This window comes from Myxococcales bacterium (genome assembly GCA_016706225.1).
Lineage (GTDB): Bacteria > Myxococcota_A > Polyangia > Polyangiales > Polyangiaceae > JADJKB01.
In genome coordinates this window covers 919,515-939,145 of sequence record JADJKB010000022.1, presented here as the reverse complement: position 1 = coordinate 939,145, position 19,631 = coordinate 919,515, and the positions used below count along the sequence as shown (strand labels likewise).

Below are 19,631 nucleotides of genomic sequence, written 5' to 3'. Positions count from 1 at the left end.
CGAAAATGCCGACAATCTCGCTAGTCGTGTCCCGTTTGCTGGGGGGCATTGCCCCCGCCCGTTGGGGTCTCTCCCCCTCGCACGGCGTCGTCGCCGGTCTGCTGGGGCTGCTCGCCATCGGCTGCGGTTCCAAGGACGAGAACCGAACGCTGGAGCCGATCCAGCTCGGCATGACGAAAGGCATGGGTGCCATCTACGAGAGCGACGAGATGAGCATGTACGAGGTGAAGAAGGCCGTGGCGTTCCCGATCCGCGCACCCACGGCTGCGGAACAAGCCGCGCTCAGCGGTGCGCCCGTTGCGCCCTTCCCGAGCAAACCCTGGCTGCAGAGCTCCGATCTGAAAGTACAGGTCACCTGGACTCTGACCAACCTCGACGCGGAGACCCACAACGTCGAGATGCTCATCGACCCGTGGAACGAGTTCGGGCGCTACTGGCCTGGCTTGAGCGTGACGGACGCCCAGCGTGAAGAACAGATGCCGAATCTGTCCGGCATCGACGTCCTGATGGAGCTGCCCGGAACAGCGAGCGGGCGCGCGTCGCGACGCCACGGGATCTTCACGTACGAGGACATGAAAGAACTGTCCATCGACCTGGCCACCGCGATGAACATCATCGCGACCGCGCCGCCACCCGATCCGGCCATGGAGGCGGAAGACAACCCCGCCGTTGGCCTGGTCAACCACGCATTCGCCGTGGAAAACCGCTCGTACAACGACGTCGTGATCCAGTCCTACATCCCGACCACGATCCCCGGGCTGACCGGCTTCGACATCGGCCTTCGTACGTACGAAGAGGCAAACGTGGCCATCGAGATCTTGGTCGAGGTCGTGGATCCAGGCAGTGGCAAGGTCGTCAAACGCGATGAAAACGTGACGCTGCTTCCCGAGCCGGCGACCTACATTACCATCGGCAACGGCTCGTACTGAGCCTCGCCGCTTGACTCGCTCGGCGGGCGTGGCCGAGCCTTCGCAGGTGGTCGCGGATTTCGACCCTCTGGGCGTCGGCTCGGCCGTTGCGCGCGCGCTCGGTGCGGCGGGTGTGCGCACAAGCGTCTCTGCCGATGGCGCCGTGTCCCTCGGGATTGAAGCGCTCGAAGAAGCAGAGGCCGAGCTCAGGGGGTTCGGAGTCGCGCTTCAGAGCCCTCGTCGAGGCCATTCCAGAGCCGGTGTTCATCGTCGGTGCGCGCGGACTCTCGTACGGCAATCCCGCCGCCGTGCAGCTCTTCGGCTACGACCGGCTGGAGGAGGCCCTGGGCAAGGACCCGCGGAGCGTGGCTCATCCGGACGACCTGCCGCAGCTCGAGCAGCGAGCCATTGCCATGTTGCTCGAGCGCCGCACTCTGGCCCCGTTCGAGTACCGCGTATTTCGACGGGACGGGACGCTGCTCACCATCGAGGTGAGCTCGATCCCAATCGAGTACGAAGGCACCCCCTCGATCCTGACGTTCGCGCGGGACGCAACGCTGCGCAAACGCCTCGAAGCCGAGCTGCTCCAGGCCGATCGGCTGGCGGTGCTCGGTCTGCTCGCCGGCGGCCTCGCCCACGCAATGAACAACCCGCTGTCGTACGTGTTGCTCGATCTGGAGCAGGCCGAACGTGCGCTCGAGCGGGGACTCACCGAGGAGTGCGACGCGGCCAACGTCCTCATGCGGCTCCGCGAAGCCCATGACGGTGCGCAGCGGATCGCGGAGGTCGTGCGTCGCATGCGTACACTCTCGCGGATTGACGACGATCGGCGAGGTCCAGTCGACGTGCGGGCCGTGCTCGAGGCAGCGCTCGAGCTCGTTGGCAACGAGCTGCGCTACAAAGGCGAGCTCACGACGGAGCTCGGAGATGCTCCTCCGGTGTTAGCCAGCAAGAGCCGGCTCGAGCAGGTCTTCTTGAATTTGCTGGCTCACGCGGCGCAATCGCTCCCCGAAGGGGGTGAAGGCCGCGTGCACCTGGTGCTCAAGGGCGAGGGTCAGCAGGTGATTGTGGAGGTGTTCGACGACGCGCGGTCCCGCGACCCGGCTGAGCTCACTCAGGCGCTGATTCCATTCGCAACCCCGCTCGAGGGTCTGGAGCGAGCGCTCAGCCTACCGCTCTGCCGCAGTGTGGTGGAGGGGCTCGGTGGTGAGATGAGCGTCGACGGGACGGAGCACGGCATGCGCGTCCGGCTGGTTCTGCCCGCAGCGTCGGCCATGGTCAGCAGTCTGCCACCGCCGCGGACGTCGTCGCAGTCGAGCTTGGGATCCTCGAGCTTGGCTCCCACTCGCGTCTTGGTCATCGACGCAGATGCCGCCGTTGGTTCCGCGGTCCGACTGATGCTCGAACCCGAGAGCTCCATCACTTGTGTGCGCGACGCCAACGAGGCCGTCGAGTCACTGCTGGCCGGCGACGTGTATGACGTCGTGCTGTTCGATTGTTCCGCGTCCGACGCCGCAGGCGAGGGCCTGCTGTCGATCGTCGAGCGTTCCCTGCCGGGGGTCGCCGCGCGCGTCGTTCTGATGACCGCCCGCGACGCCACGCTGGGCGCCTTCGGGCGCAACAACCTGCGCATCACGAAACCCTTCGACGTGGCGGCTCTGCGGGCGGTGGTGGAGCGCGTTCGCCGGCCCACGCCGGCTCAGTGACTGGGGAGCGGCGCGGCGCTGCCCGCGGCGGGTGGATGAACGGCAGGACCGTCGTCGCGCAGCAAGCGCCCGAGGACTTGCTGCAGATTGCCCGAGTCGAAGCCGAAGACCAGGCGCACGGCGTTCTGCTCGACGGAGCTCTCGATCCCCGAGATCGGATCTGCACCGAGCTCCCGCGTGAGCCCCGCCCGCGCATTCGCGATGGCACCGTCGGCCCACTTTCCCAGCTCACTGCAGGCGGTCTTGTCGGGACACGCAAGCAACAGGGTGGCGCGGGCTTCGGGCAAGAGATCGACGCGCAAGGCGCCGGCGCGCACGACCCGAAGCGGCGCGCGCGTGGCTTCGTCCTCTTGTAACCAGCGCTCGAGCCAGCCTGGCCGGGAGATCCAGGTCGCTGTGATGGCGCCGGCGCCCCCAACAGAAGTTCTCAAGGTGGAGTGCATCTCGTCGCTCAACAACGTGGGAGTGTGTCCCTCTGCCGCATCCACCATGCTGCGGAAGTAACCGCCTTCCCCCACGATGGCGGGTCCTGCCTTGCGCACGGCGATCTCCGGTCCTTCGCGGCTCTGGTCGCGCACCGATGAGAACGTCCCGAGCTGATTCTTGACCGGAGAGCCGCCGCGTCGGTCGACGACCTTCGCCACACACGGCAGGAAGCGTTCGGGATCGAAGTTGCCCGTCGCGACGATCCCCAGGGTCGGCGCGGCCCCGGGTCGCTGCTCCGGCACGGACAGCGCGAGCTCCCGGATCTGCTCGGTCGGGTCGAAGCCGCAGATCTCGGTAATGGAGCCCAGGCCTGCCAGCTCTCGACCGCCGCCGGTCAGCGCAGCCCCAAGCGGACTCCTGCGCACGCGGGTGAGGTCAGCGTGTACGACGAAGCCGGCGCCAGCCGGCAGGGCCGCGAGCGCCGGCGCGAGCCGCTCGACTGGCACACCCTCCGGCGGTTCGCGCTTCTTCGGCGGTCGAGTGAACAACCAGGCGGCCGCCACGGCCGAGGCGAGCGCGATCCAGTGCTCCCCTCTGCCCAGGTTCATCGATCCGCCCGCCGCGCCGAGGGTGCTATTCGATGGCGTCGTCGGCTCGTCGCCCATCGCCACGCCGTCGGCCCTCCGGGCGAGGGGGGAACACTCGCCGGTCGAGCGGCGAACGTCGTCCGACGAGGGAGCGTTTGCCGTCGCCTTCGCTGAAGACCTGACGCAGATCGTCCACATCGCGCGCGCCGGAGCGCCGCAGCTGATCCGCGTGCTGAGTGCACAGGGCGACGATACGCTCGCCAATCAGCACTCGCCGGATCCGAGGTTGCGCCGGCGCGTCGACTGGGGTCGCGGGCTTCGGCAGGTTTTCGCAGACTTCGCATGGGCGCGACATGAGGTCGAAGCTGGCCCCGCTGCCGCGCATTGGCCAACTTCCTGCCAAGTCGCTTATCGAAGCTCACGCCGGCGCACACCGCGCCTCGACCCATGCAATCACGTCCTCTTCCACCGGGCGTCCAACGAAGCGCGACAGCTCCTGAATCCCGGTGGGACTGGTGACGTTCACTTCGATCAGCTTCTCGCCAATCAGGTCGAGGCCGACGAACCAGAGCCCGTGCTGGCGCAAGCTGGCGCCGACGGAGCGCACGAGCCGCTCTTCGGTGGCGGTCAACTCGGTGGGTCGTGCATTGCCCCCGACGTGGATGTTCGCGCGAAAATCATCGGCGCGAGGTACGCGCAGGATCGCGCCCAGGGGTTCGCCGTCCAGGACGAGCACGCGTTTGTCGCCCGCGACCACCGACGGGAGGAACTCCTGAACCAGGGCCAGCTCGCGCCCTTCGTGCGTCAGCAGGTCGGCGAGCGCACGGGCGTTGCGATCACCCGTGGACAGGGTCACGACGCCCGTTCCGCCGGCACCGTCGAGGGGTTTGAGCACGGCCTGATTGCCGACGGTCTTCACGAAGGCGAGGATCGCTTCGGGATCGGAAGACACCAGCGAGCGCGGCATGTGTTCGCTGAAGTGAAACGCGAATAGCTTCTCGTTGGCGTCCCTGAGACCCCGTGGATCGTTGAGGACCAGCGTCCGGTCTTTCACCAGATCCAGTTGTTGTGTCAGGTGGGCGTAGGCCGGATCGAAGGGCGGGTCCTTGCGGATGAACACCGCCTCTATGGCCGCGAGCTCGATTGGCTCGGGCGCGCCGAGCACCACGTGCGGGGCCTCGTCCGCCACGCGAATCGGCCGAGCCTGTGCCCGGACCTCTCGGCCTTCGTTGGAGATGGCGCGCGGCTCTGCGTGCAGACATTCATGCCCGCGCTTCTGCGCAGCGCGCATGAATGCAAAGCTCGTGTCCTTGGTGGGGAGCATTTTCTCCGCCGGATCCATTACGAACAAGAAGCGCACGTCGTTTCGTCCCTTTGCAGACAGACCGCGGGAGCGTATCAGACAAGGGGTGATGTTGCGCCGCGCGTTCGTTCGGTTCGGGAAGACAAAGACCCCTTCGCCGCTGGCCTTCGCCGCAACTCTGGTCCTCGGTCTGGCGCTGCTCGCGCCGGAAGCGCCTGCCCAGAGGGCCGCGCGAGCTGCGGCGGCGACGGAGAACGAGCTGGCCACGCGCGAGGCCCTGGCTCAGATGCGAGCCGGGGGGAACGCGGTCGACGCGGCGATCACGGCTGCGCTGGTTGCGGGTGTTGCCAGCCCGACCTCGAGCGGCATCGGCGGCGGGGGTTTTGCTCTGGTGTGGATGGCCGCCGACCAGAAGGTCACGACCCTCGACTTTCGGGAGACCGCGCCCAAAGACATGGACGTCCGCGCGCTCGAGAATCGGCCGCTGCCGGCGGCGGAGCGCGGCAAGCTGACGGGAACGCCGGGCGAGGTCGCGGGGCTGTTCGAGCTGCATCGTCGCCACGGCAAGCGTGCGTGGAAGGACGTCGTCGAGCCGGCGGTGCGCATTGCCACCACTGGCTTCCCGATCAACCCGCACCTTGGTGCGTCGCTGGTCGGTTCGCAGAAAGATCTGCGGGCCGATCCAGGGATCTCCGGGATTTTTTATCCGGGCGGGAAACCGGCGGCGGTCGGCAGCTTGGTCAAAAATACCAAGCTCGCGGCGACCCTGAAGCGCATCGCAGCCGAGGGCGCGCCGGGGTTCTACAGCGGGGTCACCGCTACGGATGTCGTCAACGCAGCCCGTTCGGTGGGCGGCGCGCTGACTCAGGCTGATCTCGATACGTACAAACCCGTGACGCGCTCGGCGCTGCACGTGCGCTGGGAGGGGCACGACATCTACACGATGCCGGCGCCATCGGCCGGTGGGATGATGCTGGCGCAGACGCTGAAGCTGTTCACCAAGGCCGAGCTGGTGAAATACGGTTGGCAGACCGGAGTTTTCCAGCACGCGCTCGCCGAGGGCATGCGCGGAGCGATTGCCGATCGCATGCGCTACCTGGGTGATCCGGATCAGCAGAAGGTCGACCTGGATGGCCTGCTCTCGGACCAACGCATGGCGGTTCGGAAGAAGACGATCGCGCTCGACCGAACTCACGCCAGCCCGCGGTTCGGTCTGGAGGAACACGGCACCCATCACCTCGTGACCGCGGACGCTGCGGGCAACGTGGTCTCGCTGACGACGACGGTGAACCGAGTGTTTGGCACCAAGCTGACCGGGGTGGACTCCGGAGTGGTGCTCAACGACGAGATGGACGACTTCGCGAAGCAGAAGGACGTGGCGCCGTTCGGCATGAAGGAGAGCCCGAACCGTCCCCGACCCGGCGCGCGCCCGGTCTCGAGCATGACGCCGACGTTGGTGGTCAAGGATGGCCGCGTGGTGTTTGCTCTGGGCGGCTCCGGCGGAACGACCATCGCCACCAACGTGACGCAGCTACTCGTCGGGCGTCTGGCGTTCGGCAAGTCTCCGGCGGAGCTGGTCAAGTCCGCGCGCTTCTACGTTCCAACGCTGGGGTCGAGCATCTTGCTGGAGAAGGGGGCCGCGCAGACTCTCGTGGACGACCTGACCTGGCGGGGCGAGTCCGTCGGGACCATGCCGTTCACCACGAGCGGCGTTCAGATGCTCGCCATCGACAAGGGCCGCGTTTTGCCGGCGTCCGATCCGCGCAAACACGGCAGCGCCAAGGCAGAGTAGCTGCCCGCCCTCGCGCCCGCGAATCAGTGTAGCGAAGCGACGACGAGCTCGGCGCTCTCGCGGTCGTCGAGATCCGTCGCGACGGCGTAGCCCACTCCGCGCCGCTCGACCGCAGCGATGCTGTAACCGCGGCGAGAGCCGACGTAGACCGGCGTGTTGCGGACCACCCGCGGCTCGAGGGTCGCGCGCAATGGGAAGCGCGCGGAGTTGTACACGTAGAGGGAGACACGATGCCCGTCGAACATGTAACGGAGCGAAGCCGCGCGCTGGTTGAGCTGCCGAACGGGCACCACGCTCGCACCCTCCCAGCGCAAGCCGTACTGCTGAAGACTCGGGAGCCGCACGGGGACCCCCACCTCTGGTTCGAGCTTGCGGACGAGGGATGGTTCGACGACGTCGGGATCACGCGACGCCGCGTGGTGCGTGACCAGCTCGTCGATCATCTCATCGAGCGAGGCGGTCACTCCAGGTGTGCTCGTTGCCATGCTGGTCGAGACGTTCATGCCGTCGTTGACCGGGCGACTCTGTTGCTCGAGGGCTCCCCAGACCAGCGTGGCCCCCGCTGCCGCCGCGACCGGCACGATGAAGCGCCAGGCCAACGGCCGACCTCGGTCGAGCGCGTCACGCCGCTCGTCGCGCTCTTCCTGCCGTTCACGCTCAGCGGAGAGAGCCCGCGCGACCCGCGCAGCGAACTCCTCCGATGGGTTGGCATCTGCCTGGACGGAGCGCTGCAAGCTGAGCTTGAGCGCTTGATTCAACTCGACCGTCTCGCGACAACAGGCGCAGTCACCCAGGTGAGTCTCTAGCTCGACGACCTTTTCGGTCGGCAGCTCGCCGTCACCAAACGGCTCGAGGAGCGAAGCGGAGCGTCGACAGGGAGAGCTCATTGCGACGCACTCCGCTTGGCGCGATAGGTCGCCAGATCGGTCGGTTCGCTGCGTGCGCCCACGACCGGTTCGTGGCTCACGATGCCCATGTCGAGGGCGTGTTCGTAGAGGCGGGTCTTGAGCAGGCGACGACCGCGGTGAAGGCGTGACATGACGGTGCCAATTGGGCAGCCCATGATATCCGCGATCTCGCGGTAGGACAGCTCTTCCACATCGGCCAGAACCACCGCCAGGCGAAACTCTTCCGGGAGCTCATCGAGCGCCATGCGGATTTCTCGCTCGAGCACCGGCCGGAGCGCCGCGGACTCGGGATCGCGCATCGATGACATCGTCGACGCGCTGACCCAGCCGTCGGCCAGCGGGTCCGCGTCGGGTCCTTCGAGCACAGCCTTCTCCAGGCCGCCGCGACGGTAGCGGTTGATGAACGTGTTGGTCAGGATGCGCATGAGCCAGGCCCGCATGTTGGTCCCCGACTCGAACTGCTCACGGGCGCGCATGGCCTTGACCAGCGTGTCTTGCACGAGGTCTTCGGCTTCCGTTGGATTGCGCGTCATGCGAGTGGCCACGGCAAGCAGCGCCCCGAGGTGCTGGATGGCTTCGCGCTCGAACTCGGAAGGGACTGAGCCCCTGCCCTTGGAAGAAGAAGAGAAGAGTTTCACCGGTGCGCCTTCAACCGGGGAAGTATTGGGTCTATTCCTTGGCGCCGCTCGTGTCCGGGAGGCGTTTTTCCAGGGCATCCAGCCGTTCGTTCAGGCGTTTCACGTCCGCCTGCAGCTCCCGGAACGTAGAAAAATTGGGCAATACCGTGCGGATACGCTCGTCGATGGTGTGCTGCCACTGCTCCAGCGTCGCGCGAAAACCTTTGTTCTGGTCCTTGCTGTCGGTCACGTCTTCCTCCGGCTCAGGCGGTGGCGGTTCGCTGCCGGCGCCCGGCTCTTTCGGGATCAGCCGTCCGATCGGGCCCTCGCGCAGGGAGGAGAGCAGCTTCTCGCCTCGATGTCGGATCAGCGCTTTCAGTGTGGTGAGCGGGATGCCCCGAGGCCGGGCCTTCAGCTCTTCCGAGATGATCAGCGCCAGGGTGACGTCGGTTTTGTCCTCTTTGCTAGCGTTGTCGATGATCTGGACGTCTTCACCCGCCCGCACCATGTCGGCGATCTGAAGCAGGGTGACGTAGCGACTATCCTTGGTGTCGTAGAGCTTGCGGTTGGAATAACGCTTGATTACGCGCCGATCCGCCGCCTCGCCTTCTTCGACCAGTTCGCTCGACATCACTCGCAGCTCGCATGGAAGCAAGATTGCCGCAGAGCGTCAAGCCCCCGAAAACGGCCATTTATCTGGCCACGCCCAGTCGCGGCTCACAGCGCGACGCGTTCGCGGGACGAGTCCAGCTCCGCCTGACACAGCTCACAGATGCTCTCGAGGAAATCCTGGAAGCTCGAACGTCTGAGGCCGATCTCGTTGATCCACGCGATGACTTCCATCTCGCCGCGTGAGTCCGTGTTGGCGGGATTGAAGACGAACAGCGTCGTTGCTTGCAGGTCGATGCCGAAGGGGATCAACACCTTCGGGCGGGTACGCGACGGCGGGCCGTAGTCGGGCACCGGCGTCTCCGCAGCTTCGAAGGTGGCTCGCGCTGCTTCCGCGTGTGAGCGTTCAGCGATGCTCGCGGTGCCGAGCAACGTTGCGCCGTCGTAGAAGCGCGACCAGCCGTCGTGCAGCATCAAGAATTCGCGGTAGCTGGGCGGGAGCGAGCGGCCGAGGCGCTGTTCGGCGGCCGCGATGTCGGCCCCGGACGCGCCCGGGTTGGGGCGCAGGCCGAAGTCGCGGTAGGGCGCGATGCGCAGGATCTCGCGTTGAACTCGCTGGATGTCACGGAGCAAGATGCGGAAGTCGGCCATGGGATCGCCTCGATTGGCCGGACGGTACGTGGGGCGCGTGGCAGGGGCCCAGAAATCGGCCGGCGCGACCGCCGAACGCGGGGCTAAGCTAGCTGCGAATGGACGCCGGGAACCCCGCAATTGAAGCGCGCGATGTGAGCGCGGGATACGGGCGCGTCGGTGTGCTGCATGGGGTATCGCTGAGCGCTCGGGCCGGCGAGCTGGTGGCCGTGCTCGGGCCCAATGGCTCGGGGAAATCCACCCTGATTCGCGTGCTCGCGGGGACCCTGCCGGTGCGAAGCGGCGGCGTCTGGTTGCACGGCCGACCGCTCGCGGAGCTCGGTCGCGAGGCCATCGCGCGGGAGATCGCCGTCGTGCCGCAAGAGAGCGACGTGGCTTTTGGGTTCGACGTGCGGGAGGTCGTGATGATGGGGCGCGCGCCGCATCAGTCGGGGCTGCTGCGGGTGCGTGAGGTCGATCAAGTGGCGGTGGAGAGTGCCCTCGAGCGCTGCCAGATCGGACCGCTCGCGACACGACGCGTGGCCGAGTTGTCGGGCGGTGAGCGGCGGCGCGTGACCATCGCGCGCGCGCTCGCCCAAACCGCCAACGTGTTGCTCTTGGACGAGCCGGCCGCGCATCTGGACGCGCGCCATGCCGTCAGCGTCGGGGATTTGATGGGGGAGGAGGTGCGGTCGCGCGGAGTGGCCTGCGTTGCGGTGATGCACGACCTCGCAGCGGCGGCGCGCTGGGCCAGCCGCATCGTGTTGCTTCGGGCGGGTGAAGTCCGGGCAGATGGACCGCCGGCCGAGGTGCTCGATCCGGGACTGCTCGAGTCCGTGTTCGGGATCCCGATGAAGGTCGCGCGAGACCCCGAAACGGACCTGCCCTACGTGGTCACCGGACACTTATCGAAGTAGCGGTTTTTCGCGTAACTCGTTGGGGTCTGATAAGGCACGAGGCATGCGACCCGCTTTGCCTTGCGCGGCCCTGGTGTCGGCGCTGACGCTCGCGGGTTGTGGGTTCGATTCGCCCGCGGCCCTGGTTTCTGCGGTGGATTTTGCCCCTAGCGAGGCCGAGGTGGGCGACCGGCTCGAGGTCATCGGGTCCGGTTTCCCGGAGGGCAAGGCCGCGACCCTGAGCTTTCGCGGTGACCTGCATCGCCCGGGACAGGAGCCCGAGCGGGGCGTGGAAATCGTCGCCCCGGCCCTGAGTACCTCCCAGAACCGGGTTTCCTTGCTGCTCAGCGAGAAGCTGCAGCGTGACCTCTGTGGGCGCGGAGAGAGCGCCGATCACACGACCTTTCGTGGCGAAGTGACGGTTGCGTTCGCGGCGCGGACGACCGGCGCCCCACCCGTCACGGGTGTGGTCCCGCACGTGGTGCTGGATATCCAAGGTCCTGCAGTTCCGACGGAGTTGTCCCGCGCGCGCGAGGCGGAAGCGCGGCGGGCCCTCGATTTCGTGGGCGTGGTGATCGATCCCAAAGCCACCGCGGCGCCGTTCGCGGTGACTGCGGTAATGCCCGGCGGTCGGGCCGAGCGGGCCGGCATTCTGGTGGGCGACACCCTGGTCGCGTTGGACGGAGTGAGTCTGCGGGCCGTCAGCGACTTCACCTTTGCCTCCGACCGCTCGGCCACGTTCAGCCTCAAGCGCGGGCGGCTCAAGGAGCCGATCGACCGCGCCGTCGACGTGCAGGGGTTCCGGGAGCGAGCGCCGAAGGAGCTGGCCATCGCCGGCGTGCTGGTCGGATTGGTCGTGATGCTGTTTGCGCTGTGGCTCGCGCCGGTGTCGCGCATGCTCGGCTGGGTCGAACGCCGGGTTGCATCGCGTCTGCGCGAGCGAATGGCCAGGACGAAGGCTCCCGGAAACCGCCGGGCGCGCCTGTGGTCCACGGTGGAAGCGTCGTTCTCGGACGAGCTCTCGCCGAGCGGCGAGCCACTGTTCGTTCGCTTGCTTCCGTACGCGATGTTTCTCGGGATCAGCGCGGGTGCGACGACCATCGCTTTCGGCAAACCACTGGTCTCGCGCGATCTGGACTTCGCCTTGATCGCGCTGTCCTCGGTCACCTTGTTGGTGGTGGTGGCGCTGATGAACGCGGGCTGGCGCGCAAAGGGGCACTGGTCGATCGCACGAGGGCTCAAGGGCGCGCTCGCCACGCTCGCGCTCGAGCTCCCCATCATCGCTGCGTTCGGCTGCGTGGTGCTGGCAACGGGCAGCGTTCGCATCGCCGACATCGTCGAGGGGCAGGGCGCGCTGCCGTGGACCTGGAATGCGTTCCGGAACCCGGCTTTGTTCCTGGCGTTTTTCCTGATCGTGTTCGCCTCGTTCCCGCAGTCACGCCGCGCGACGTCGCGGCTGGTGGAAGCGGATCTCGAGGAGCCGAACGGCGGCGGTCTGATGTTCTACGTCGAGTGGGGGCACTTGCTCGCGGTGAGCACGCTTGCTGCGATGGTGTTCCTGGGTGGCTGGCGGCTGCCCGTAGCGAGCGTCTCATCTGGCGCGATCTGGTGGCCCGCGCTGGGCGCCCTGCTCTTGCAAGTGAAGTGCTGGGCTGTTGCCGGCATCGTGGTCGCGTTGCGCTGGGCGCTACCGAAGGTGCACACCGACCAGATGACCGGTGTGTTGATCCGCGTCGTGGCACCGGCCGCGCTGCTCGTGCTCGCGGGGAGCGCGGCCTGGGCATCCTGGCGAGATACAGCGGTCTGGCGAACCCTGGAGCCAGTCCTGGGATATGTTCTGTTCGGGCTGGCGGTCGGGGCGGCGCTGAAGTTCGCGCGCGCCGTTCAGGGCCACGTACGAGCGCCCACGGCACCGATGCACGTCAATCCTTGGCTGTGAGCTTGAAAGGGCCGCCAGCCGCGACTAGCGTGCCTCGCGGCCGCACGCCGCTCCAATGCCCGAGTACTCTGGCTCGCTACAATCTTTCGAGCTCGCGGTCGCGCTGTGGTTGGCTCCCTTGCTACCGCTCGTCGCCGCGCTCTACGCCGCGCTTGGCGGCTACGTCGGCGCGGGCAACGACTCGGATTTGCCGCGGGCATTTCGACCTCGAGTAGTGGCGCTGGCCGCGAGCGTCGCGGCGCTCGGCATCGTCGCGTTCCACCTCGTGGTGCTGCTGGGCTTGCCGGAAGATCAGCGACAGCTGCTGTCCCACGCCTGGGGGCTCTTGCGTGTGGGCTCGCTGGACGTGAGCCTCACGCTCTCCGCAGATCCCACGACCATCATGCTGGCAGGGGTCGCGTCGGTTGCCGGCGTGGCCGGCATCGTCCTGACCGCGGGTCAGGCGCCCGAGGCCCAGCGCCGATGTAGCGCCGGGGTGGGCCTGGCTCTCGGCGGCGCGCTGCTGGTCGTGCTCGGCGACGACCTGGTGCTGGTCTTGGTCGGGTCATTCCTCTCCGGACTCGGTGCGCTCGTGCTCGCGTCGCGTGACGAAGCGGCGCAGGCTGCCAGGGGTTTTGCCCTAGCGCGCATCGGCGACGCCGCGCTGCTTGGTGTGAGCGCGGTCTTGCTCTGGGGCCTCTCGGGCAGCTGGACGGGTGGCGGAGACTACGTGCCCGACTTCCGTGCGCGACTGTCGGCGGTCCAGATCGGCAACGCACCGCCGGCGCCGGTGGAGAAAGAACGCGGGCGGGTCCAGAAGGACGGCATCGGATTCGTGAGCATGGCGGCCATGCCGGGCACCTCTGTGCAGATCGGTGGCGCGCAACTGTGTGCGACGGACATCGACGGCAAGCGCGGGGGTGTGGGCACCCTGGGGCAGCCGTGTCGAGAGATCGCGCGCTCGCCGTTCGCGCGCTTGCCGCTGCCGGTTGCGCTTCACGACATCGAGGCAACGACGGGGCCGGGCACACTCGATCTGGTCGTGGAAAAGACCCGCGTCACGGCTGGTGTCGAGACGATGCTGGCGGTGACCGGGGCGACCATCGTGATTCGCGAATTGCGCGATCAGCTGTTGATGCGGGACGCCTCCGGTGCGTTCCCGCTCCGCGCTGCGCTCTCCAAGCGTTACGTGATGGGTCAGCCGTTGCTCGGCCTGGCCGGGGTGTTGATCGGCATCTTTGTGCTATTTCGCGGCTTGTTTGCCGCGTTAGCGAGCGCACAGCGGGCGAGCGCCCGCAGCGGACCCGTGGCGCTGGCTTCGCTGGCTGGCGGCGTCGAGCTGTGGGTTGGCGCCGCCGTCGTGCTGCGGTTGGACTTTCTCTTCAATTTCATCCCGACCACGTCGATGCTGCTCGGACTCGCGGCTGCCGTGGCTGCGTTGCTGGCCGCAATCCGGGCCACGTACGGCTTCGTCGTGGCGGAGTCGGTTGTCGGGATCGTGCTCGCCAACGCGCTCCTGTGTTTGTCGGCGGCGATGTTCGGCGCGCATTCGGCGGCGGTGGCGGGTCTCGTCGTGACTGCGTTCGGTGCCCTTGCCTGGGTGCTGACCCTCGCGGCCATCGGCGACGAGACCTTTGGTGATCTGCGACTGCTCGCTGCACGAGCGAGCTCGACCAGCGGGTTGAAGCGGCCGCTCTTGCTCGCTTCTCTCGCGCTGGCAGGTGCGCCCTTGCCGATGGTCGGCATGTTCTGGGTCCGCGAACGCGCGCTCGGCGCAGCGGTGATGGCCGAGTCGGGGCTGGGCTACGCCGCGTTTTCCGCCGGGGCGCTGGCCAGTTGCCTGACGGCCTTTGGGGTCTGGCGCCTATTCTTCGTGGCGGCCTCCGGCACCGCCGCGGACAAGAAGGTCTCGCGCAAGGCAACCCTCGAGGCGTTTGCGTTTGGCGCCGCGCTCATCAGTTTGAGCGTGGGTCTGCTCACCCACTCACACGTTCTGGTCGGGGACGCTGCACCCAACCTTCTGGACGGATGGCTGTCGCGTCCGGTGGAGGCCGCGGGCGCGCCGACGATCGATCGCGGTGTTCGCTTCGGAACACTGGCGATGAGCTTCATGTTCGCTTTCGCCGGGTTCATTGTGGCCCGCGTGCGCTATGGCGCAGCGCGCTCCTCCGATTGGGCGAAGGTCGAATCGAAGCGGCCGTTCTCGGTTCGGTTCGAATCACCAGGCGATTGGTCCGACAGGCTGTGCGCTTCACCCGCGCTCGGCGTCGCACGATTCGTCGCGCGATTCGACGGCGCTCTCGAGGCTCTGGTACTGGGCGGGGCTCAGCCCGACCCGACCCCCGACGTTGCGTCGTCGACCGTCCGGGCCGAGGACGAAGCGCGGAACGAGACAGAATCGAACGCAGGAGATCTCGAGTCGAACGAGTCTGCGGTCGCCGACTCCGAACCCGAGCCGCAGGCGGAGAAAGCTCTGGAGCGTGAGCCAGAGCCGTCGGCGTCCGATGCTGGGCAGAAGCCCTCGGCGACGCCGCACAAGAAGAAGAAGAAGAAGGGGAGGAACTCGTGATGCGTGCGCTCTGCATGGCGATCGTGCTCTTCCTCGTCACGTTCGCGGGCTCGGCTCTGGCTGCGCCGCTCGAGGTCCGCGCCCAGAGTGGAGGCCTTCCCCTCGAGCTCGTCGCCAAGGACGGGAATCTCAGCGGCAAGCTCGTGGTCGAAAACCGGGGCTCGACCCCGGTCCGCGCGGAGATTTCGCTGCGCGACGGTTCCAACATCGATCCACGGTTGCCGATCGGTCTTCGAGTGAAGTTCTCCGGCGCCGACCGCGCGGTGATGCTCAAGCCGGGTGAGCAGCGAGAAGCCGAGATCGAGTGGGCCGCGCCCCGGGGTCGTCGCCTGCACCCGGTCTACGGCCACGTGCTGGTGACTGCCGAAGGGCAGGAGTCCCGGCCGGTGGCGGCGGGTTTCCACTCCGGCTTCGCCACGGGCGAGGCCGGGCCGAGCGGGCGAGTGCTCACGTTCTCGTTGCTCGCGCCGCTGCTCGCGGCGCTGATCCTGCTCGCGTTCCGCGGCCGCGAGCCCCGTCCGGGTGCTGGCCGCTGGGTTTGGCTCGCCGGCAGCGGCGTTCAGCTCGCGCTCCTGGCGTGGGGTGTCTCGCGCTTCGACGTGTTCCACACGCGCTTCGCCGGCGGTGACGGGCTGCAGCTCGTGGAACGCATGCCACTGGTTCGAGGCCTGGGCATCGAGTGGTTCGTCGGGGTGGACGGCGCGAGCTTGGTGCTAGCGCTCGCGGCTTCGCTGCTCACACTGCTTTCTGCACTCCTGGCCGACCCGAAGCGCGCGACCGCGTTCGGCGGTCTGGCGCTCCTGGCGAACGTCGGGCTGGTCGGTGCTCTGGTGTCGATCGATCTGGCGCTGCTCGCGGTGTTCTGGTTGTTGACACTGCTCGCGGCGGTGCGCCTGTTGTCCGTGTGGGGCGGCGACCCCCGGATCACCCGCGGCGCCGGCCTGTCGCTCGGACTCGGCTACGTGCTCGTGGCGTTTGCCATCTGGCAGCTGTCTGGCACTGCGACGCCGGCCTATCTGATTGACGGCAGCAGCGCTCCGCGGGTGTTCTCGCTCATCGAGCTGTCACACGGCGGGTTCGTGCCCCGCACCGCTTCCCTCTTCGGAGTGAGCTCGACCAAGCTGGTCTACACCTGTCTCTTCTTGGGCAGTGCCATCACGCTCGGTGTTCCGCCGTTTGGCGGCTGGTTGACTGCCGCCCTCGCGCGAGTGCCGACGTCAGTCGGGCTGCTGCTGGCGGGTGGTGTCGGATTGCTCGGCGTGCACGCGCTGTGGCGGGTCGGCATCGCCGCGCTTCCGCACGGCACAGCGTGGGCCGCGCCGGCGGTTGCAATCTTCGGTGTCATCGCCACGCTCTACGCGGCGTTGGTTGCGCTGGCGACGGACGATCCACGTCGCTTCGGTGCCCATTCCCTGGCTGCCTCGGCGGGGGCCTTCCTGGTCGGGTATGCCTCGCTGACCGCGATCGGCATGCAGGGCGCGCTCATGCTGGCCGTCTCTCGGGGCTTCGTGGTGGCGTTGCTGTTCGGAGTGTTGTCACTGGCACGCGCGGACGATCAGAGCTCCCGACTCGGTCCGATCGCCCGCGGCGCACCGCTCTTGGCGGCGCTTGGCGCCGTGGCCTGGGTCGCCGCTGCTGCCGGGCCCGGGACCCTCAGCTTCCTCGGCGTGGCTTCGAGTGTGATCGGTGGACTACCGACGTTGCGCCTGCCGGCGCTCGCGGAGGTCTTTGCGCTCGCGGTGCTCGCGGCGGCGAGCGTCCGCAACTACCGCCGCACCTTCCTGTTGCCTGACGATGGCGCCCCCGCGTCCGCTCTGCCCGCGCCCACGCCCGAGCGGGAGCTGTCCGTGGTGCTGACCGCCGGCATCGTGCTCGTGGCCCTCGGTTTTTGGCCCCGACCGCTGCTGCGGCTGATCGATGCGAGCTGCATCGATCAGGCTGAGCTGGTGAACCCACCGGGCGCGCTCGAGGTCGTGCAGGTAGAAAATGCGGACGAGCTCCGATTGAGCGCCGCTGCCCCGCTCAGCCCGAGCCTTCGAACTCCGCTCTGAGCAGCTTCTCTTCCTGGCCGAGGCGCCCGACCACCTCCATCGTGCGGTCTGCTGCGGTCTTGTAGACGCGTATCGACCCCGGCCGCGCGTACAGGTCGGAGAAGTCGATGGGCTCGCCGAAGACCACAAAAATGGGCCTCCCGGTGCCGTCGTAGTTGCTCGTGACCTGCCGCGGCAGATCGTTGATCAGACCGTTGATGAACACCGGGATCACCGGAACCCGGGCGGCATGGATGATCCTTCCGATGCCGGGCTGCGCGGGCAGAAACGTGTACGGATCGTCGTCCTTCTTGCGCGTACCTTCCGGGTGTAAGCCCGCGAACGCCCCGCCCTGCTGCAGAAGCCACACCAGCTCTTCCAGGCTCGTGACGTTCAGCGGCTGCTGTTTCTTCTCGCGAAAGATCGGCGGATACATCGCGAAGAAGCTCATCAGCCCGTTCACGACCAATCCCGCCGGCGAGTCGTAGAAAAAGGCAGAACGAACGGGAAACACGATGCGATGTGGCAGCCCGCGGCGCACCAGGTCGCCGGTGACCACGTACAGATCGAAGAAGCTGCGGTGGTTCGAGACCAGGATGAAGCTCTGGGCGACGTCCAAGGGCGGCAGGCGCTCGAGACCGTGCACGTGCCGCAGGTGTTTCGTGAAGTGGTGGATCCAACTCGAGCCGATGTGGTGCTGGCACCAGCGCAACGAACGTTCGATTCGCCCCGGCTCGAAGGTGCTGCGCACGAAGCGGATCTGAGCGCGTTCGGTGCGACTCAGGCGGTCGCCGGCAGCGGCAAGCAGATCCGGGCGGCCCATGTCAGGACGGAAGCGGGGGCTCGGGGGTCTGGTCGAACACGATGTCGATGTATCCCGGCGGCGGCACCAGCTCCCCCAGGGTATCGATCAGCTGCTTGGTGACCTGCTCGAAGTCGATGCTGCGCGACTTCGGACGCAAGCTCAGGGTCATGTGGGGTTCGAGGTCGCGGTCCGCGTTGAAGGTCGAGAGCACCTCGTAACGCTCGATATTTCCCAGCTCCGCCAGGCAGCTCTCGAGCGCGCTCACGAAGGCGGCGGGTGGCGGGCTCTCCGCCTCGGCAATCAAGGTCTTCTCGAAATCTTGGACCGGAATGTCACGCACGTAACCCACCAGCGGCAGCGCACGACCACTGGCGATGCTGCCCACCTCGTGGCGGTGCAGCATCAGCTCCGTGTCGTGCCCGGCGTTGATGATCAGGGCGACGACGTTCTCGTCGTCGATGACCTGATGCGCCAGGTCGAGCCCGACCTTGGCCGGCAACGAGCAGTACTCGAGGGCGCCGTCATCGGTGAGCCAACCCAGCTGCTCCGCCAGCGGTTCGAGGATGTCCGGTCGAGTGAACATCGCGCAAAACAGATGGCCATCGTCGTCCTCCAACATGTGCGGCGTGATGGTCAGATCTTCATCCAGCTCGACCCGCGTGCCGACCTCTGCGCCAGGCACCTGCTTGGCCAGCGGGACGAACAGCTCACCTTGTTCGAGGCGGCGCACCAGATCGGCGACGTCGCGCCGGAGTCCTCGGCGCGCGCTCTCCACCCAGTGAGTGAGATCCGTCGGGTCGAGCACGTCCGCGCCGTTTCCGTTGTCGTCGGACGCCATGGGCGGGCGCGAATAACACGCAATTGTCGTCGACGCACGCCCGCCGTTCTGGCAAGGGTTCGTCCATGAGCGAGGTGCGACGAACGCTGTATCCACCGATCGAGCCCAATCGAAGCGGGCAGCTGCGAGTCTCCCCGGTTCACGAGATCTACTGGGAGGAGAGCGGAAATCCTGAGGGAAAGCCGGTGGTTTTTCTGCACGGCGGCCCGGGTGGGGGCACCGAGCCGAAGCAGCGCCAGTTCTTCGACCCCGCGCGCTACCGCATCGTCTTGTTCGACCAGCGCGGCTCGGGCAAGAGCACTCCGCACGCCCACCTCGAGGACAACACGACCTGGCACCTCGTCGCTGACATGGAGGCAATTCGTGTGCACCTCGGCATCGAGCGCTGGCAGGTGTTCGGTGGCTCCTGGGGCAGCACTCTGGCGCTGGCCTACGCCGAGAAACACCCGGAGCGCGTCACCGAGCTCGTGCTGCGTGGCATCTTCATGCTGCGAGCCTGGGAGCTTGCCTGGTTCTATCAGGAGGGCGCCAGTCGCTTGTTCCCGGACGCCTGGGAGAAGTACCTCGCGCCCATTCCCGAGGCGGAGCGAGGTGATCTGATCTCCGCCTACCACCGTCGGCTCACGAGCACCGATGCGTCGCTGCGGCAGGAGGCGGCACGGGCGTGGAGCGTCTGGGAGGCCACGACCAGCTATCTCCACACGCATCCGGAGCAGATCGCCCAGGCGGCTGGGGACGAGTTCAGCTTGGCCTTCAGCCGAATCGAGTGTCACTACTTCGTGAACCGCGGCTTCTTCGAGCGAGAGACGCAGCTGCTCGACGACGTCGGCAACCTTGGCCACATCCCCACCAGCATCGTGCAGGGGCGCTACGACGTGGTGTGTCCGCTGCAGAGTGCGTGGGAGCTCGCGAGCCGTCTACCGCACGCCAAGCTGTACATCGTGCCCGACGCGGGGCACAGCGCCTTCGAGCCGGGGATCGTGCACGAGCTCGTGACCGCGACGGACGCCTACGCGGGGCTGTGAATCACAGCGCAGCGCTGTCGAGGCGGGTCGGCACCGCGCGCGCAGACTAGCCGTACCCAGCGAC

17 protein-coding genes are annotated in these 19,631 nt (G+C 67.3%); 8 read left to right on the top strand and 9 right to left on the bottom strand.

Going from position 1 to position 19,631, the window contains the following annotated elements:
- Nucleotides 1–26: 26 nt before the first annotated feature.
- Together IPI67_35105 and IPI67_35100 are read left to right on the top strand one after the other, a co-directional pair.
- Entirely contained in the window at nt 27–929 is a 903-nt protein-coding gene (locus tag IPI67_35105) for a hypothetical protein (protein ID MBK7585408.1), read from the top strand.
- A gap of 155 nt (nt 930–1,084) precedes the next feature.
- On the top strand, nt 1,085–2,614 hold the full coding sequence (locus IPI67_35100; GenBank protein MBK7585407.1) for a PAS domain S-box protein: 1,530 nt from the start codon (nt 1,085–1,087) through the stop codon (nt 2,612–2,614).
- Here IPI67_35100 and IPI67_35095 read toward each other — a convergent pair.
- From IPI67_35095 to gshB, 3 genes are read right to left on the bottom strand one after another with little or no spacing between them, the layout of a single operon-like run.
- Nucleotides 2,608–3,648 carry a hypothetical protein gene (locus IPI67_35095; GenBank protein ID MBK7585406.1) on the bottom strand — a complete coding sequence of 347 codons (1,041 nt, stop codon included), beginning with the start codon at nt 3,646–3,648 and terminating at the stop codon, nt 2,608–2,610. The genes IPI67_35100 and IPI67_35095 overlap by 7 nt on opposite strands.
- A gap of 25 nt (nt 3,649–3,673) precedes the next feature.
- A complete protein-coding gene (locus IPI67_35090; GenBank protein MBK7585405.1) occupies nt 3,674–4,012 on the bottom strand; it encodes a hypothetical protein in 339 nt (112 codons plus the stop codon).
- A 33-nt stretch (nt 4,013–4,045) separates the two neighbouring features.
- A complete protein-coding gene (gene gshB, locus IPI67_35085) occupies nt 4,046–4,987 on the bottom strand; it encodes a glutathione synthase (GenBank protein MBK7585404.1) in 942 nt (313 codons plus the stop codon).
- Between the two features lie 52 nt (nt 4,988–5,039).
- Here gshB and IPI67_35080 point away from each other — a divergent pair, with 52 nt between their 5' ends.
- The gene (locus IPI67_35080) at nt 5,040–6,722 is read left to right on the top strand and encodes a gamma-glutamyltransferase family protein (GenBank protein ID MBK7585403.1); all 1,683 of its coding nucleotides are present in this window, start codon (nt 5,040–5,042) and stop codon (nt 6,720–6,722) included.
- Nucleotides 6,723–6,745: 23 nt separating this feature from the next.
- Here IPI67_35080 and IPI67_35075 read toward each other — a convergent pair whose 3' ends face one another.
- From IPI67_35075 to IPI67_35060, 4 genes are all read right to left on the bottom strand, one after another.
- A complete protein-coding gene (locus IPI67_35075; protein MBK7585402.1) occupies nt 6,746–7,609 on the bottom strand; it encodes a hypothetical protein in 864 nt (287 codons plus the stop codon).
- Nucleotides 7,606–8,346, bottom strand: a complete 741-nt coding sequence (locus tag IPI67_35070) for a sigma-70 family RNA polymerase sigma factor (GenBank protein ID MBK7585401.1) — start codon at nt 8,344–8,346, stop codon at nt 7,606–7,608. Before IPI67_35070 ends, IPI67_35075 begins: the two co-directional genes overlap by 4 nt.
- Nucleotides 8,300–8,878, bottom strand: coding sequence for a polyhydroxyalkanoate synthesis regulator DNA-binding domain-containing protein (locus IPI67_35065; GenBank protein MBK7585400.1), 579 nt, complete (start codon nt 8,876–8,878; stop codon nt 8,300–8,302). The genes IPI67_35070 and IPI67_35065 overlap by 47 nt, the downstream gene beginning before the upstream one ends.
- 86 nt (nt 8,879–8,964) lie before the next feature.
- Entirely contained in the window at nt 8,965–9,507 is a 543-nt protein-coding gene (locus tag IPI67_35060; GenBank protein MBK7585399.1) for an SMI1/KNR4 family protein, read from the bottom strand.
- A gap of 98 nt (nt 9,508–9,605) precedes the next feature.
- Here IPI67_35060 and IPI67_35055 point away from each other — a divergent pair, with 98 nt between their 5' ends.
- Genes IPI67_35055 through IPI67_35040 form a run of 4 tightly spaced genes read left to right on the top strand, consistent with a single transcriptional unit; the run spans nt 9,606 to nt 16,920 of the window.
- Nucleotides 9,606–10,403, top strand: coding sequence for an ABC transporter ATP-binding protein (locus IPI67_35055; GenBank protein MBK7585398.1), 798 nt, complete (start codon nt 9,606–9,608; stop codon nt 10,401–10,403).
- 43 nt (nt 10,404–10,446) lie between these two features.
- Complete coding sequence (locus IPI67_35050) at nt 10,447–12,321, top strand: NADH-quinone oxidoreductase subunit H (protein MBK7585397.1); 1,875 nt, start codon at nt 10,447–10,449, stop codon at nt 12,319–12,321.
- Nucleotides 12,322–12,376: 55 nt separating this feature from the next.
- Entirely contained in the window at nt 12,377–14,869 is a 2,493-nt protein-coding gene (locus IPI67_35045) for a hypothetical protein (GenBank protein MBK7585396.1), read from the top strand.
- Complete coding sequence (locus tag IPI67_35040) at nt 14,866–16,920, top strand: hypothetical protein (protein ID MBK7585395.1); 2,055 nt, start codon at nt 14,866–14,868, stop codon at nt 16,918–16,920. Before IPI67_35045 ends, IPI67_35040 begins: the two co-directional genes overlap by 4 nt.
- On the opposite strand, the gene IPI67_35035 is transcribed toward IPI67_35040, so the two are convergent.
- Both IPI67_35035 and IPI67_35030 read right to left on the bottom strand, forming a co-directional pair.
- Nucleotides 16,892–17,722 (bottom strand): 1-acyl-sn-glycerol-3-phosphate acyltransferase, encoded by an 831-nt coding sequence (locus tag IPI67_35035; GenBank protein MBK7585394.1) that lies wholly within the window; start codon nt 17,720–17,722, stop codon nt 16,892–16,894. The genes IPI67_35040 and IPI67_35035 overlap by 29 nt on opposite strands.
- A 1-nt stretch (nt 17,723) precedes the next feature.
- Nucleotides 17,724–18,542: an SseB family protein gene (locus IPI67_35030; protein MBK7585393.1), complete on the bottom strand. Its 819-nt coding sequence runs from the start codon at nt 18,540–18,542 to the stop codon at nt 17,724–17,726.
- Between the two features lie 65 nt (nt 18,543–18,607).
- On the opposite strand from IPI67_35030, the gene pip reads away from it, so the two are divergent.
- Nucleotides 18,608–19,567: a prolyl aminopeptidase gene (gene pip, locus IPI67_35025; protein MBK7585392.1), complete on the top strand. Its 960-nt coding sequence runs from the start codon at nt 18,608–18,610 to the stop codon at nt 19,565–19,567.
- Nucleotides 19,568–19,631: the final 64 nt, after the last annotated feature.